The sequence below is a fragment of the Campylobacter concisus genome, assembly GCF_002912895.1.
In the GTDB taxonomy this organism is placed as follows: domain Bacteria; phylum Campylobacterota; class Campylobacteria; order Campylobacterales; family Campylobacteraceae; genus Campylobacter_A; species Campylobacter_A concisus_G.
In genome coordinates this window covers 18,395-32,392 of record NZ_POZX01000063.1, presented here as the reverse complement: position 1 = coordinate 32,392, position 13,998 = coordinate 18,395, and the positions used below count along the sequence as shown (strand labels likewise).

Below are 13,998 nucleotides of genomic sequence, written 5' to 3'. Positions count from 1 at the left end.
ATATAGGCTATCTTTTTCATTAATCATCCGTTAAAAGTTTTTTAAATGGTGTACTAAAAACTATATTGTTATACATAGTCCAAAAATTATCTTTATATATATCTTTTCGCCTAGATAACTTTAAAAATAGCACAAATAAAAATGTTCCGATCTTCACCTTTAAGCCGTCTTCTACGAAATAATCCTGCATATTATTAAAAAAAAGTTTTTTCCCAAAATCTTTCGATATTATCTTAGTAAAAATACCTCTATCAGACACTATGCCTCGATAAATATCTTTACCAGAATACATAGATGTTTTTATATGTTCTCTCATGGAATATGGGATCTGTTCATTAAAAATATATCTTTCCAGATCATTTGCCAAATTTTGTTGAAATGTTCTGTCAAGAAGGTTATAGGTTATATTTTTTAAAATATACGTAGTAAGTAGTAAAATTTGAAACCGAGTTATTCTGGTATTTTTTGTTAAGAATGCTTGAATGGTGCAAAAATCATACTCCTTTAAATATATACTTGCAAATTTGAGAAGCTGCTTTTTGTAGCTAGGCTCGCTAATCTTTAATAGCGGTTTTTTTTCAAAAAAAATCGCCATTACTTTTGTTAGTGTAGATTGCTTAAACCTAACAATACTACTTTTCTCGCCGTTTAAAGACTTTAAAAAGTGTTGGGGTAGAGTCAGTAAAACTCTAGCAAAAAGGGTTTGTGTATATGCGTAAGGATTTATCCTGCTCGGTACACCGGAATCATATGCATAAAAACCTTGTTCTAAATCTTCAAATTCTGCCCAAAAAAGTTTTTCATTTTGCGGCACGAACTCCCAAAGGGACTTTTTAAATACATATAAGCTACCAGTTAGATATGCTTTGCCATAGTATTCGTTCGCATACATTGTAGAGATATTAATACTCTTTTCAAAATTAGAAAACACTTCCTTGCTAAAAATATTGGTTGACGAATTTTTACTTAAATACGTCTTTAAAAAATTTATATCTCCCAAAGCTAAAGCGTAGTCAGAATACCTAAATCCGTAGAAATTGGCAGTATCCTGAAAGTATAACGACGTAAAACCCAAAAATGAAAATCCATCACCGTATTTTTGCATAGCATCTATAAAATTTAAAGGCAACAAAACCCTATCATGAATAATACATAAATTTTTATAGGACGCGCTTTTTACTATAAGATTTTTCTTCTTTGTTATATGTACCGGCGGGGCAGGTATATCTTCGCCGACTATTTTTACCTTATCGAAGTACTTAAAATCAGCGGAAGGCATACCGCATAAAATAATTTCTTTCTTTTTTATAGGAAGTTCTAAAATCCTCTTTACGCTTGCATTTAAAAAGGTCGGATCCCCGGGGCCGGTAGGTATACCAAAGCTCCACTCGTCAAGCCCGCTCTCCTTTTCTACCATGGAAGCATCTATTTTTAAATATTCCTTAAAACTAAAACCGTGCTTGGTGTACTGCTTTTCTAACCTAATACACTTTTCGTAATATCTTTTATCATATGCCGTATCGTAATCAAAATCCTCTATTACTATAATCTTAGCACCTATCGGTAATGTATGAAAAATATCCCAAAACAATAAATAGTTAAATCTGCTATCGCTTACTAGCCCGATTAGGCTAATGTGAGTAACGCCGGCGGCATCAAACCTAAAAAAGGCATCCACGTTCATAGTTTGACACGGCGTATTTAAGATCGTTCTAAAACTCACGGCTGTCGTATCTTTATCGAGTAGGCAATAATCAAAAAATAGCTTGTTTTTAGGTATTTTAAATACTAATTTTTCACTATGTTTTAGTTTTATATATCTCATCTATTTTTTTTCCATAAATTCTAGCCTCGTGATTATTTGATGGAGTTTATCCTCCGTTATTTTCTCGTGCTTATGCGTATATGTTAAAAGCTCAAGTACTTTTTGCTGATACAAAAATTTTTTTAGCTCTTTAATTAAAAAATAGTTTCTTATTTTTTGAAATGTAGACTGAGGCATAATTCTTATTATATAAAATCGCCTAAGGCCGTGTTCTATCTTAAATTCATACGTGTTTTGCCAATCATATCTATGAAACTCTGCATTTAACGATCCGTCTTTTATCTTTTCAAAAGTAATGAAGGGGATTTTTTTCAATAAATTTTCTATAGCGAATTCGGTTGGCCGGGAGCCTAGTCCCGATATGGCTTGATCATATAAAGTAGAATTTTCAAGGCTATAAAAAGTCATATCCGTTTCATAGTCCAAAACTTCAGTCTCAAAGAATACGATATCTTTTGCCTTTAAAATAGAATTTACCAAAAAGATTTCCCAGTTAGTAATATGATACAAGATCCCGAAATTAAAAACTATATTATATTTTTTATGCTTCGTGCTTAATTCATATTCTAGGTTATTCATAGAGTATGCGAACTTATCATTAAAATTAGTATATCTACCCTCTACTATTTCTGCCGACTTTATGTTTTTTGGTAAAAGCTCTAAGAGATGTCCCTTGCCGCCTCCGATGTCCAGTATACTCTTATCGCTAAAAAAGTTATTACCAAACCTATTTACTATAAAATCGACTCTATTTTTAGTCCACAGGTCGTAATGTCCTTCAAATTTACTCATTGTATTATCTTTAAATATGAATTTAAGTCTTCTGGAGTTCCAATGCCATGCATCTGATTAAAGCGAATATTATAAATTCCTATTTTTAAGCCGTCTTTTATAGCGTAATTATACGTAGGGCACGTATAAAATTCGTTATTTACCCTATCGTTCCTTGCAATCATATCGACTGCGGAGTTGACAAAATCGCTTCCTCTACTATATAGATAAATTCCAACCGTCGCATATGGTGAAATCACTTCCTTTTCTTTTACTTCTTTTACCAAGCCATTATCGTCAATTTTAGCAAAAGACCATTTCGGATCTTTATACTCATCAACAAAAGTTAATATAGAGCCGTCGAGCTCTCTATTTTTACAGTCGTCAATAAAAGCGGCTATATCAATATCAACGATTTGATCTGAGTTGGCAATCAAAAGAGGGGTGCTATTATTTATAAATTTCCTTGCGTATAGTACAGTGCATGCCGTTCCTTCGCTAAGTTTTTCAATCGGTACGAAAACCGCGTTAAACTCATGTTCTATTTTTTCTACTAATTCCTTTTCCTTTTGTAAATGTTCCCATTGAGCCACCAAAATATACTTTGCGTCTGGATACTTTAAATTTTCTAAAACTCTAACTATCATAGGTTTTCCTGACACATCTATGAAAGGTTTTGGCTTTTTATATCCAGCCTTTGCAAATCTGCTACCCAGCCCTGCCATTGGTATAAGAATATTAATCATTTGTCTCTCCTAAATACTTATCGTTGTTTGCGCCCGGTATTTTAACTACTGCATTTACGGTATCCTCAAGTGCTTCAAAGTCGGTAGCTTCGTTCGGATACATAACTATAATATCTCCTTTTGAATAAACAATATCGTTCATCCTAATTTTACCAGAAATTACAACCGTGATTTCTGTTGCGATTTTATGATGATGCCTCGCCTCTTTCTGCCCTTTTTTATACTCTTTAACGGCTACTTCTACGTCATTTGTGTTGAAAAGGGTCGGCGTAAAATTTCCAACGAACCAACCCTTTGTCATATCGTCGAGCCTAGCGGTTCTCATTTATTATCCCTCTCCAGTATTTTTTTAGCCTCGTATTCTTTAATTTTTTGTGGAGTATAGAAAGTATGATAAAGATCGTTTTTAATTTTAAAAGTATCTATCTCCTTTCCTTTTAATACCAACTCGTTTAAACTAGGGGCAATATAGTAATTTTCGTTTAAATTTACATCTTTTTTAATCATATCAAAAACTGCCTGTACGAAATCCTTACCGTATTTAAAGTAATAAAAACCGGCTATTGCATTCTTGCTAATGGGTTTTTTCTCTGCTGCTTCGACGACATTACTTTTTTCATCTAATTTTACGTAGGACCATTTTGGGTGGATGGAATCAAATATAATTACTCCGGCATCACAATTATTGTTTCTAAATTTATTTATAACATCCTGTAAGTTAATATCTATTACTTGGTCATAGTTAGAAACAATCAGTTGATTATCATCATTTATAAAATCAATGGCCATAATAGCACTACAAGCGGCTCCTTTTGTCTTATTGTCAACTGTGATGATTTTGCAAGAGCCGCTTGTGAGCAAATTTAAAATATTATCTAGATGATATTTTTTGCATTCTTCGTCGCTCAATATGAAAATAAATCGTTTCTCGTCTTGTATACTGGAAAAACTATCCATTAAATGTTCTATCATAGTTTTACCTAAAAATTCTATGAGCGGTTTTGGAAAAGGATACAACTCATCTGGGAAAAATTGGCTTTTACCCCCAGCTAACGGAATTAAAATATTTATCATACTCGCCCCTCAAACATTTTTATATGTTTTTTTATATTGTCATAATTTACATCGCTTACGTCCGCCACGATCATAACATTGGCACCGCTTGCCTTTGCTGCCTTTATTCCATTTTCATTATCTTCTACTATCATACATTCGCTCGGAGATAGATGCATTTTTTCAATAGCCTTATTATACATTTCTGGGTCTGGCTTACCATTTTTTACATCTTGATTTGATACATAAAAGTCTAAGTATATATCTAGGCTAGCGCATTTCATCATTATCTCAATAGTTTCTCTAATAGAGTTAGAACAAACGGCCATCTTATATCCGTCTTTTTTCAGATTGCTTAATGCATACTCATGGTAAAATCTAGGCTTACATAGGTTATAAACCATTTGCATTGTATATTGTTGCTTCATTTCGTTTATAAATTTATGCAATCCTCTCGGTAAATTGCGCTCTAAACTTAACATTTCGAGTTTTCTTCTTGTCGGCAATCCATCATAAGTAACCAAGTGGTCGTATCTGCTAATCTCCATTCCAAAAAGCCTAAGTGCTTTATTTAAGGCTTCATAGTGCCAATCTTTGGCTTCTATAAGCACTCCGTCCATATCAAATATAATGGCTTTTATCATCTTTCGAAAAACTCCTTTGCAAGTTGTGGATAATCTGTACAAATCATTAAATCTAAGCCAAATTTCTGCTCTACGCTTTTATACTCCGCCCACTCTTTCAAATACTCTCTTTTATGTAAGTCGGGCGAAACTATACAAACCCTTTTACCGTTTTTTATATGCTGCAATATAGTGGCTTCGTCTATCCAGTGCTCTTTGAACTCATCCAGCCAGATTCCGACAGCTTCATCGTAAAAAGATGGTTGTCTCTCATATTCGCTTTGTCTAGTAAAAGTTTTTAGCTTATTTTTCAGATAAATAAGTCCATCAGGTACAGACATATCAAAAACAAAATAGTTTTCTATGTTAAATTCGTCAAGCAAAACCCTGAGCTTTTCTTGGAGACCGTCTGCTTTTATGTTTAATGCTAGTGGCAAATATGGATTTACTTTTGTATAAATTTCAAAAAAGGAGCCGGCAGATATACATTTCTCATCTGCTATATCATGAGATATAACCAATTTGCCGTTATAATCCCTAATATCAGTTTCCGTTCCAAAGCCTAACATAAAACTATTATTAAAGGCCACTGCCTGATTCTTTTCACTGGGGTTTGACCAAAAACCTCTATGTGATAAAATAGTCATAAACTATAATCCTTGTGTCTGGTATTTTAAATATGACTTGCAATTTGCAATTATAGCAAAATAAACAATAAGAAAACAATACCTTGTTTTATCTAGGCTCTTTTTAGCTTAAGCTCATACAAAGGAGCATTAAGTTAGAAAGCCTTAAATATTTACTTGGAACCTAAAAAGAAGCTAACGTCGTATTACCAAAAACAGACCTAAACAACCTCAATCTATTTGATTTAATAATTTCAATCTACAATAAAAGACGTAGAACCCATCAGGCCAAGTTTTTCTTAGAAGAGCTAAGCGATGAATATTGGCATATGGTAGAGCACATCTTTGCAAGCACGAAAGAATACAAGTCCCAAATACTTCCGGCTTACGGACGCCAACACCTAATAACCGAAATAGGGCAAATAAGAAAAGCCAGAAATGAAATATACCACAATAATCCTACAAAGATAAAATTCGCAAAAGATTTGGAAATATTACTTTTACGAATGGGTTACAATTTACAAGATGCTGTCGGCGGCTGCGATTTTAGAGGTGATATAAAGCTACAATACAAATACGATTAGAATTATACAGCCCATAAAGACCATAATAATCATGCATACTTATAGAAAAGCCAAATTTGCCATTTTCGCAGATCCGCAAAATCTAATACCAGCTTGCGTAACTTCATCCAAGTTGTACGCTTTTTGTTCGTATAGGCACTTGCCACGTAAGCGCTCGATACGCCAAGCCCGGCGAAATATTTATTTGAAATGCTTTTTAAACCTTTACTCGCACATGGATTTTGGGCATTATGCGATAATATCCGTCTTGCCAATCTTGCTCACTTTGCGCAGTATTTCCATTATATCCATCCCCTTTTCTTGTTCGGCTTTCAGGAAATTCTCGAAAAATTCGCGTCTAATATCCTTATCCTCGTAGGTTTTGCTTTTACTAGTGGCTTGGATAGGCTTAAATTTCTTCTCTTCTGGCGTTTCTTTAGGAGCTTGATCGCTTGCCGTACCCTCTTTTAGAGCTATATTTTGTAGCACGTCTCCGATACTCTCGCCTTTTTTAAACGCGTCTTTTAAGAAATTTAAAAACTCTTTTTTAGTTGCTTCGTCTGCGTAGCTCACTCTTTTTTCAAGCGGCCGATTAAGAGATCTTAGCCTGACTTTTTCGGGCGTTTGATCAAAATTTAGCTTTCCATCTTTGAGTGAGATCTTGACGTTTGCGTGATCCCCTAGTATCTTTTCGGCGGTAAATTCGAGCCATTTATCTTTAAATTTATCTATGTCCATATCGGAGTCGAGCAAGTCGGTGATCTCTCGCAGCATAACAAATCCCGGCATAAATCCAGTTCCTACGCCGCCTAAATCCGTGCGAATATCGTCGATGTTTAAGTTTTTATATCCGGCTAGCCCCTCGTTCGCCGCTAAAGCTTTAGTGCTGTCTATGAACTTTTTTAGCTCGGCGACCTCGCTCTTATTCACGCTTGGATCAAGCCCGTTTATCTTGCCCCATACTCTGATTTTATCGTCCTTAGTGTAGCCGCTTAGCGAAAATATCCTCCTTATGGCTACTGGCTCGTTCGGATTTAGACCAAGCTCTTTACGCCAGCTGTCTTCAAACTTTTCAAACCCCATTTTTATTCCCAGCCATTTGCTTAAGTTTTTACCCGTTAGCTTCCCTGGATCTACATTTTCCGCCCAAATTTTGAGCTGATCTCGGTCTAGTTTTTCTGGATCAAGAGCGTCATAATTAATAGGTTCGGTCAAATTTGATCGAGACGGCGCCGAATTTGAGGTTAAATTTATAGCCTCTTTCCCCTCGCGTGCTTTTAAATTTCGCTCGTGAGCGCTACTAAAATCATAATTTACGTTTGCGTTAAATCCGTTTATACCGCTTATCATATTAATCCTTTTAAGCCTTTATATCCACACCCTTAGCGTTAAATTTCATTATCGCCTCAAGTTCTTCTAAATTTTTTCTAGTATTTTGCTCTAGCTCTTTGTCGTATTTTCTGTTTTTACCCAGCATCTTTTGCGTTCGCTTTTCTTGCTCGATTAGCTTTTCTAGGCGTTTTGGCTATACGTTTCTTTACCTTCAGGGACGACTGCGTTAAACAGCTTGTAGTATTGGCTAAGTCGATATTTTCAAAGGGTTTTTGATCCGGCGAGGGCGTAAACAAATAAGTCTTATCGTTAAACCTCACTATCTCGTCGATAGAGCTTTTGTGGATTTTGAAATTTTTGGGAAGTCTGGCTGCTTTGTTAAAGTGGCTACCCATATAGTCGAGATTATCCACCGAGTATCCGTAAGCCAAATTTGAGTCAAATTTTAATGAGTTTAAATTTTTGATCTTGCGCACCACTTGACGTCAGATCGTATGTTTTAAATGCGGTAGCACCAGACGCACAAGTGTTTTGAATAAGATTTGCGAAGCTAACGTCCTGCGTTTTGGCTTGCTTCTTTTCTTGAGCTTTGGATAGCATCTACGAATAATTTATCTTAGTAGCGGAAACGTTCACAGCCTATCCTTCTTAAAAATAAATTTAAAGAAGGATAGGCAAAATTTATTTCCCATAATTCGCGATATCTGCGCAATGGTCTTTGAGAAAAAGACTATACTACTCAAGTCAGGTCTAAATTTTAGACCTTAAAATTTTGGTAGATTATGCTTGTAGATTGATAGGATCTTTATGGTGTCGTCTTCGATTATAAAAGGAATAACGTATCCTTTGAAAATTAGATCCCTTATATTGTCTTTGTGAAAGTATTGATTTTTTCTAAATCGGTAAGCAAAAGTAGATAAGCTTTCGATTTTTTCAAATAAGCCCTCAAGAAAATCGTTTGCCGTCTTCTCGCTCTTGCTTCTATCCGCATAAAAATCTAAAATACTTTTAATTTCTTCCTTGAATTGTTCGCTTAAGATAATTTCCACTTTAAGCGCCTTTGTTTTTTAGGTAGGATCTCATCTCGGTTTTAAATTCGTCAAAGGCTTGGTATTTTAGCTCCCCGCGCTTATCGGCCTCTACTAGTTTATTTAAATCTTGCTGATCGGCTTGACTTAGATAATCTTCATTGTCGTAAGCAATGGTTGTTTCAGGATCTAGCGCAATAATAGCTCTAATAGCTTCTACAATGCTATGGTTTGCGGTTTGGATATTTATTGAAGTTATCATTTCTTACTCCTTGTGTTTATCGTCATTATATCGCACCCTTTTTAATGACTGACGTTTTTTCTAATGATCAATCTCTAAATTTATACTTATACCTTTTGTGTGTTTAGACTCAGCTTAATATCTTTCATATGTTTTCTCGGAAAATCCGCCTACTTATCAGGCGGCGACGTATCTACCGGATAACGAGATGGAGCTTTTAACCAAAGATGGCAAAGAAAAAGACGTCAGCAAAAATCAAGTGTCTAGAAATTTGATATCCAAACATATAGACAAATAGGCTGACTATCTGGCCATATTCCTAAACCCTTACATCTATCTTCTTGTAGAATCTATCCTTCTCACTCACATTAGCGTCCTTGCCAAGCTCGTTATTTAAAAACGAAATATTGTATAGATCCTTCGCCATTAATGTTTTATTATCCCCCAGGTATATCAAAAATTGTTTTCCATGCTTAACAGAAAAGGATTTTATAGCGCTAGCCCCTATTTCCTGGAGCGTCTTATATTTGCCGTCAGTATCTAGTATGCCTATATTATTAAAGCTTATAGAGCCAAGCTCGGTGTCGCTCATGACTTTAGTTTCTAAATTTAGGCTTGCCCTTCTGGTTTTATCTCCTAAAAGCTTACCCGTATCAGAATACAGCTCCGTTACTTCTATTTCTCTACCGCTATCAAATTTAAGGTTATATATCCGTTATCGTTTAGCTTCATAGCTATTATGCTATCGCTGTCTCGTAATGATGACGCCGCCCTATCAATATCGGTTTCAAAAGCACACCTAACTTTTTCTAAATTCTCCTCGCTAAATTTTAATCTGGCAGAAGCCTCAAATTCATTTTCCATAGCTACCATATAGGCGGACTTACTCTGTGATAATTTTGATATTAGCTCATCTGCATTTTCTACGTTATAGTCTTTTAAGTTCTTGCTTAGCCACTCTATATCTTTGTTGCTGGCGTCAAGCTCTTTGTTATAATCGTCGTAGAATTTCATAGAGCTGCTTCTTTGATATCCGTTATAAGAGAAGTCTTTATCTTTAGGAGTATCAGAATTTATTATAGGATTAAAATCGCTAAACTTTAGCTTTCCGTCAAATCCAGCCTTTTCATAGGCAAAGTTATTAATGGGCTATTTTTATAAATACGTTATTGTTTCTTATGTCTACCCAGCCGTCTTTATCTGCGTATGCATCAAAGAAGTTCTTAATATTATCGGCTTCCGCTTTTTTGTATCTACTCTCCGGCTCAAATACGGTGTAGGGGTTTGAAGAGTAGTAAGATATCCTATGATCTATGTTTGTAGTATCTACGAAATTTCTCATATCGTTATTGGCAAGAGATTCGGAGTTGATGATATCTCTTCTTTTTTAATTCCAGTTAACGATATCTGAATTTATAAATTTAGTCAAATCGATATCTGATGCTACATCGCTTAAATTTGCTATCTTTTCGTTGCTGTCCTTATCGTGTCCTCTGACCTTGAGCTTTGAGAATAGCTTATCGGAGCTATTTAAAATTCCGTCGCCGTTACTGTCGAAGCTAAAAAGCAAAGCATTGCTAGTGAGTTTTCCAATACCCAACTTATCGTTATCGCCGTATAGATCCAAAAATACCTCTACGTAGCCGTATTTAGTATGCAGGGTACTTGAAGATGCGTAAGAGTTTAAATTTGATGATTTGGTATTCTCAAGATACCCGCTTTGATCTATGAAAGACATATTGATCGAGTGAGGATCCGCATTTATACCTTGAAAGTATCTCTCGCCCCTAAGGGAGCCGTTGAGATAGGCATTTGAGGTATCAACTCCATATTTTTGTTTAATCTCTTTTAGCGCATTATGATCACTTACTACGCTATCCACCCTCTGCTCTTCTTTAACCGAGTATCTTGAATCAAGATACGTAAAGTCGTATTTAGCAAAATCCCCTACTAAAGTTGGATTCGAGCTATAGTGATAGTCTAAACCGTTGTTTCTGTTTAATAGGTTTCCTGCATAGGTTTTCTTAAGCGAGCCGTCTTTGTTTATGGTATCGCTATAGTTAATATCCCATAATATTATTTACGCGCATTTTTGAGATAATACCGCTTGACTGAGCCCTTAAAAAGCCTTTTGCCCTATATTCTATTTGCGCTTGTCTATTTAGGTATTCCGCCGAAGTCATACTTTCGTCGCCAACCTTGACGGTCTCTTTTAAGATTGGGTTTTATTTACTCTTGCGATATCTATATCTGGTAGCTTTAAAAACGAGACATTGTTTGAACTGTTTATCATTTAAATCCTTTTAAAAGCCTTGCTTGTATATCGAATAAAATTTAAAAATATTTAGGATTAATAACAAGTTTACTATATGGCTATTAAGCATCCTATAAAAAATAGTATGTATAATAGTAAGTATAAAACATAAAAAAAAGGGGGGGGCGGCGTGTCGAGTCTTGATAAATTAATCAAAAAACTTGAAAATAATCCTAAAAATGCAAGCTTTGACGATGTTAAGTGCCTGTTATTAAATCACGGATACGAATTAGATCACGTTAAAGGCTCGCACCATAAATTTAAAAAAGGCAGCGACACGGTAGTCATACCATACCATAAGCCGATTAAAGAGATCTATGTTTTACAGATCTTAGTAAAGATAAGGGAGTCATGATGAAAAAAGACTTGAACTATTATTTAAACTTGCCGTACACGATCACAATCAAAAGACTGGACGATGGCGATTATTTTGCTCAGTACGCAGATATAGGACTAACTAAAAATAATCTAATGGCCGGCTGGGGAGCTACCGAAGCCGAAGCGATAGCGGATCTAAAAGAAGCGTTTGCTTGCTATGTCGAAGGGGCTCTTAAAAACGGCGAAAGCATCTATGAGCCTATCGACGAAAACGTCAAAGTCCGCATAAATTTAACTATACCCAAAGGCGTTTTAAATGCAATCGATGCAGTTACGAATAACCGCTCGGCATGGCTTAGCGAACTAGCTAAAAAGACGCTAGCAGTGCAATAAAGAGTACGGAGCAGGCCGCCGTATAGACGACCTTTGTAACTATCTTAAAGGGAGGTCATCGACGTAAGAGCGTTTACTCTCTCTTTTATGGTCTTAACATATTTCTCTCTGTCTTTATCGCTTAAAATTTGGTTTGTCTTGCCTGGTCTATATCTCAAGAGTTCGGCTATTGTCATTTCTTCTTGCATAATTCTGTCTCTAGCCATATCGTTTCCGCCATTTACTCTTTTTATGAAGTCTATATCTTTTTTACTTTGTTCTATATTGAGTATTGAGTAGGTTTTTATTTGATCGGTAAGCTCGGTTTCCCCGCTATCGCTAGCTTTTGGTTTAAAATTCTTTAAAAATCCTACAAATACGCCTTCTTTGCTGTAGCCGCCATCTGTTTTATATAGACATATCGGGGTTAAATTTAAGTCTGCTTCCGTTATCGCGTTCGATTTTGTTAGAGCTAAGATTTAGCCTATAAGTGTAGCGAGGCGGAGTTAGAGCCGCAAAATCCAAATTTAAGAGGCGCTCACGCAGATGATGAGAAAAAGATCCGCTAGATGAGATAATAAGAAATTTTAATGAGAAGTGGTTTAAGCGCTGGGACGCTACGCCTGATGAGCAGAGGGTTAAATTTATACACATTATGGATAAAGTAAAAGCACATAAGGATTTTGAGGAGAATTACGAGAAAAATACAGATGAAATCAACAGAAGACTCGCTATCGCAAAAATAATAGACGAAGTGATAAATAAAAATAGAAAAAAGAGTTTGAGCTTTATAAGCTTTTTGCGACAAATGAGGCGTTTAAATTATGGCTAAGGGAAAATATAGAAATGGCTTTGAAAACTAGAGTTTAAAATATAACATATTTGTATTATATTTAGAAAAATATTTACTATAATATTTAACTTTATATTGCTACTGTTGAACTACTGGTGCAATTTATCAATTATTATTTATGATAAGTAATATCAAATATACTATATTTAAATGGTTATTTTGTATCTATGTTTTACTAAAATTTCTCTTAACTCTCGTGTTCATTATTTTTTATTTTTACTAATGGGGCAATTTACCGGAATAACACAGGTAGTTGTAGATAGTATGAGCAGTAAAAATAATAAAAATAATAAAAATAATAAAAATAATAAAGATGATAAAAATGAAAAAGGGTGTTCTTCAATTTTTAGCATCAATTGCTGTTGTAGCATTTTTACTTATTTGTTTAAGGATATTAGTTTGCTTCTTTAGAAAATACTATGTTGATGCCACAGCAACATTAATCATACTTACAAATGTATATTTTATGATAAAAAACGGCATAAAAAGAGCAACTTTTCAAAAAAGAATTTTAAAGAAATGGACGTCACAATAGGGGGTATCTTTTTGATGCAAGCTATATTTGTATTTATAATGTGGGTTGGTTATAATGCTACAAGATGATATCAAAGAATTTTCTTAGTAAGCCTTAGAATTTTAGGTAAATTGTTTGAATATTCTACCTCCTGGCAGGTTTAAACAAAAATTTATAAATGGCTAAAGAATTTAGAAAATTAGCCAGCAATCCTCCACTAGATGAATATGGTATGATGCCTTATCTAGATGAAATAGTAGGTAATTACTTTGTGATGGATTTTAATAGAGATGGGGTGGCAGCAATGCCAGATAATTCTTTATATAAAGATCTAAGAGAGCTTGTAGAAGATAAAGACGAGCTGCTAGATCCTAGAGACTTTGATGCTAATGAGACTGCAAGGGAGGAATTTATGAAATATGTAAAAAGTGAATTACCTAAATTCCAGGATAGGCTAGAATTTCCCGGTTTTCCTGAAGATTGGGATGATAGAACACTTACTTTTTTATCGACTCTACCCTCCTAGAATCCAAAATAATGTCCCTAACCCCACCAGAGGGATATCCAAATGCACCATACTATAACACACCAGAAGAGCTAACAAGACTATATGAAGCTGGTAAATTAGATAAAAAGTTAAACCCTCTAACACCAGTAATGTATAGAGAAAGCTTTCCCGAAGATCTTAGGCAAAAGATACTAAGCTATGCAAAAGAGCATAATATAAAGGATTAGAGCAAATATAAAAGTTTTATTTAAGAACATTAATTTTAAAATGAGCATCATCTAAATTTTTAGATATAATTACGCAAAAATAAT

The 13,998-nt window shown here is 34.8% G+C and carries 19 protein-coding genes; 4 read left to right on the top strand and 15 right to left on the bottom strand.

What is annotated here, in order from left to right; genetic code table 11:
* Window positions 1–19: 19 nt before the first annotated feature.
* From CYP51_RS07455 to CYP51_RS07385, 14 genes are all read right to left on the bottom strand, one after another.
* Window positions 20–1,825 (bottom strand): hypothetical protein, encoded by a 1,806-nt coding sequence (locus CYP51_RS07455; RefSeq protein WP_103624954.1) that lies wholly within the window; start codon window positions 1,823–1,825, stop codon window positions 20–22.
* The gene (locus tag CYP51_RS07450) at window positions 1,826–2,617 is read right to left on the bottom strand and encodes a methyltransferase domain-containing protein (RefSeq protein ID WP_103559568.1); all 792 of its coding nucleotides are present in this window, start codon (window positions 2,615–2,617) and stop codon (window positions 1,826–1,828) included.
* Window positions 2,614–3,339 carry a glycosyltransferase family 2 protein gene (locus CYP51_RS07445; protein WP_103559593.1) on the bottom strand — a complete coding sequence of 242 codons (726 nt, stop codon included), beginning with the start codon at window positions 3,337–3,339 and terminating at the stop codon, window positions 2,614–2,616. The genes CYP51_RS07450 and CYP51_RS07445 overlap by 4 nt, the downstream gene beginning before the upstream one ends.
* A complete protein-coding gene (locus CYP51_RS07440; protein ID WP_103559569.1) occupies window positions 3,335–3,667 on the bottom strand; it encodes a cupin domain-containing protein in 333 nt (110 codons plus the stop codon). Before CYP51_RS07440 ends, CYP51_RS07445 begins: the two co-directional genes overlap by 5 nt.
* The gene (locus CYP51_RS07435) at window positions 3,664–4,416 is read right to left on the bottom strand and encodes a glycosyltransferase family 2 protein (RefSeq protein WP_103624953.1); all 753 of its coding nucleotides are present in this window, start codon (window positions 4,414–4,416) and stop codon (window positions 3,664–3,666) included. The genes CYP51_RS07440 and CYP51_RS07435 overlap by 4 nt, the downstream gene beginning before the upstream one ends.
* The gene (locus tag CYP51_RS07430; protein ID WP_103559571.1) at window positions 4,413–5,039 is read right to left on the bottom strand and encodes an HAD family hydrolase; all 627 of its coding nucleotides are present in this window, start codon (window positions 5,037–5,039) and stop codon (window positions 4,413–4,415) included. Before CYP51_RS07430 ends, CYP51_RS07435 begins: the two co-directional genes overlap by 4 nt.
* Window positions 5,036–5,665, bottom strand: a complete 630-nt coding sequence (locus CYP51_RS07425; protein WP_103559572.1) for a hypothetical protein — start codon at window positions 5,663–5,665, stop codon at window positions 5,036–5,038. Before CYP51_RS07425 ends, CYP51_RS07430 begins: the two co-directional genes overlap by 4 nt.
* A 791-nt stretch (window positions 5,666–6,456) precedes the next feature.
* The gene (locus CYP51_RS07415; RefSeq protein WP_103624952.1) at window positions 6,457–7,557 is read right to left on the bottom strand and encodes a hypothetical protein; all 1,101 of its coding nucleotides are present in this window, start codon (window positions 7,555–7,557) and stop codon (window positions 6,457–6,459) included.
* 116 nt (window positions 7,558–7,673) lie between these two features.
* Window positions 7,674–8,015 carry a Cj0814 family flagellar-dependent secreted protein gene (locus CYP51_RS07410; protein WP_141089687.1) on the bottom strand — a complete coding sequence of 114 codons (342 nt, stop codon included), beginning with the start codon at window positions 8,013–8,015 and terminating at the stop codon, window positions 7,674–7,676.
* Window positions 8,016–8,303: 288 nt separating this feature from the next.
* Entirely contained in the window at window positions 8,304–8,588 is a 285-nt protein-coding gene (locus tag CYP51_RS07405; protein ID WP_103624950.1) for a type II toxin-antitoxin system RelE/ParE family toxin, read from the bottom strand.
* A 1-nt stretch (window position 8,589) separates the two neighbouring features.
* Complete coding sequence (locus CYP51_RS07400) at window positions 8,590–8,829, bottom strand: hypothetical protein (RefSeq protein ID WP_103559575.1); 240 nt, start codon at window positions 8,827–8,829, stop codon at window positions 8,590–8,592.
* Window positions 8,830–9,127: 298 nt separating this feature from the next.
* The gene (locus CYP51_RS07395; RefSeq protein ID WP_103624949.1) at window positions 9,128–9,400 is read right to left on the bottom strand and encodes a hypothetical protein; all 273 of its coding nucleotides are present in this window, start codon (window positions 9,398–9,400) and stop codon (window positions 9,128–9,130) included.
* Between the two features lie 83 nt (window positions 9,401–9,483).
* Entirely contained in the window at window positions 9,484–9,822 is a 339-nt protein-coding gene (locus tag CYP51_RS07390; RefSeq protein ID WP_103559577.1) for a hypothetical protein, read from the bottom strand.
* A gap of 373 nt (window positions 9,823–10,195) precedes the next feature.
* Complete coding sequence (locus CYP51_RS07385) at window positions 10,196–10,690, bottom strand: hypothetical protein (RefSeq protein ID WP_103559578.1); 495 nt, start codon at window positions 10,688–10,690, stop codon at window positions 10,196–10,198.
* A gap of 562 nt (window positions 10,691–11,252) precedes the next feature.
* Between CYP51_RS07385 and CYP51_RS07380 the strand changes: the two genes are divergently transcribed.
* Window positions 11,253–11,477 carry a type II toxin-antitoxin system HicA family toxin gene (locus CYP51_RS07380; RefSeq protein ID WP_103624948.1) on the top strand — a complete coding sequence of 75 codons (225 nt, stop codon included), beginning with the start codon at window positions 11,253–11,255 and terminating at the stop codon, window positions 11,475–11,477.
* The gene (locus CYP51_RS07375) at window positions 11,477–11,833 is read left to right on the top strand and encodes a HicB family protein (RefSeq protein WP_103624947.1); all 357 of its coding nucleotides are present in this window, start codon (window positions 11,477–11,479) and stop codon (window positions 11,831–11,833) included. Before CYP51_RS07380 ends, CYP51_RS07375 begins: the two co-directional genes overlap by 1 nt.
* A 44-nt stretch (window positions 11,834–11,877) precedes the next feature.
* On the opposite strand, the gene CYP51_RS09840 is transcribed toward CYP51_RS07375, so the two are convergent.
* Window positions 11,878–12,039, bottom strand: coding sequence for a hypothetical protein (locus tag CYP51_RS09840; protein ID WP_180997752.1), 162 nt, complete (start codon window positions 12,037–12,039; stop codon window positions 11,878–11,880).
* 1,318 nt (window positions 12,040–13,357) lie between these two features.
* Here CYP51_RS09840 and CYP51_RS10080 point away from each other — a divergent pair.
* A complete protein-coding gene (locus CYP51_RS10080) occupies window positions 13,358–13,705 on the top strand; it encodes a hypothetical protein (protein ID WP_180997569.1) in 348 nt (115 codons plus the stop codon).
* An 11-nt stretch (window positions 13,706–13,716) separates the two neighbouring features.
* Complete coding sequence (locus tag CYP51_RS10075; protein ID WP_258032821.1) at window positions 13,717–13,914, top strand: hypothetical protein; 198 nt, start codon at window positions 13,717–13,719, stop codon at window positions 13,912–13,914.
* Window positions 13,915–13,998 lie beyond the last annotated feature (84 nt).

Bases quoted from the DNA above. Each gene is read 5' to 3' on its own strand.
- CYP51_RS07455 (WP_103624954.1), bottom strand. From the start codon at position 1,825: ATGAGATATATAAAACTAAAACATAGTGAAAAATTAGTATTTAAAATA.
- CYP51_RS07450 (WP_103559568.1), bottom strand. From the start codon at position 2,617: ATGAGTAAATTTGAAGGACATTACGACCTGTGGACTAAAAATAGAGTC.
- CYP51_RS07440 (WP_103559569.1), bottom strand. From the start codon at position 3,667: ATGAGAACCGCTAGGCTCGACGATATGACAAAGGGTTGGTTCGTTGGA.
- CYP51_RS07435 (WP_103624953.1), bottom strand. From the start codon at position 4,416: ATGATAAATATTTTAATTCCGTTAGCTGGGGGTAAAAGCCAATTTTTC.
- CYP51_RS07430 (WP_103559571.1), bottom strand. From the start codon at position 5,039: ATGATAAAAGCCATTATATTTGATATGGACGGAGTGCTTATAGAAGCC.
- CYP51_RS07425 (WP_103559572.1), bottom strand. From the start codon at position 5,665: ATGACTATTTTATCACATAGAGGTTTTTGGTCAAACCCCAGTGAAAAG.
- CYP51_RS07415 (WP_103624952.1), bottom strand. From the start codon at position 7,557: ATGATAAGCGGTATAAACGGATTTAACGCAAACGTAAATTATGATTTT.
- CYP51_RS07400 (WP_103559575.1), bottom strand. From the start codon at position 8,829: ATGATAACTTCAATAAATATCCAAACCGCAAACCATAGCATTGTAGAA.
- CYP51_RS07395 (WP_103624949.1), bottom strand. From the start codon at position 9,400: ATGAGCGACACCGAGCTTGGCTCTATAAGCTTTAATAATATAGGCATA.
- CYP51_RS07390 (WP_103559577.1), bottom strand. From the start codon at position 9,822: ATGAAATTCTACGACGATTATAACAAAGAGCTTGACGCCAGCAACAAA.
- CYP51_RS07375 (WP_103624947.1), top strand. From the start codon at position 11,477: ATGAAAAAAGACTTGAACTATTATTTAAACTTGCCGTACACGATCACA.
- CYP51_RS09840 (WP_180997752.1), bottom strand. From the start codon at position 12,039: ATGGCTAGAGACAGAATTATGCAAGAAGAAATGACAATAGCCGAACTC.
- CYP51_RS10080 (WP_180997569.1), top strand. From the start codon at position 13,358: ATGGCTAAAGAATTTAGAAAATTAGCCAGCAATCCTCCACTAGATGAA.
- CYP51_RS10075 (WP_258032821.1), top strand. From the start codon at position 13,717: ATGTCCCTAACCCCACCAGAGGGATATCCAAATGCACCATACTATAAC.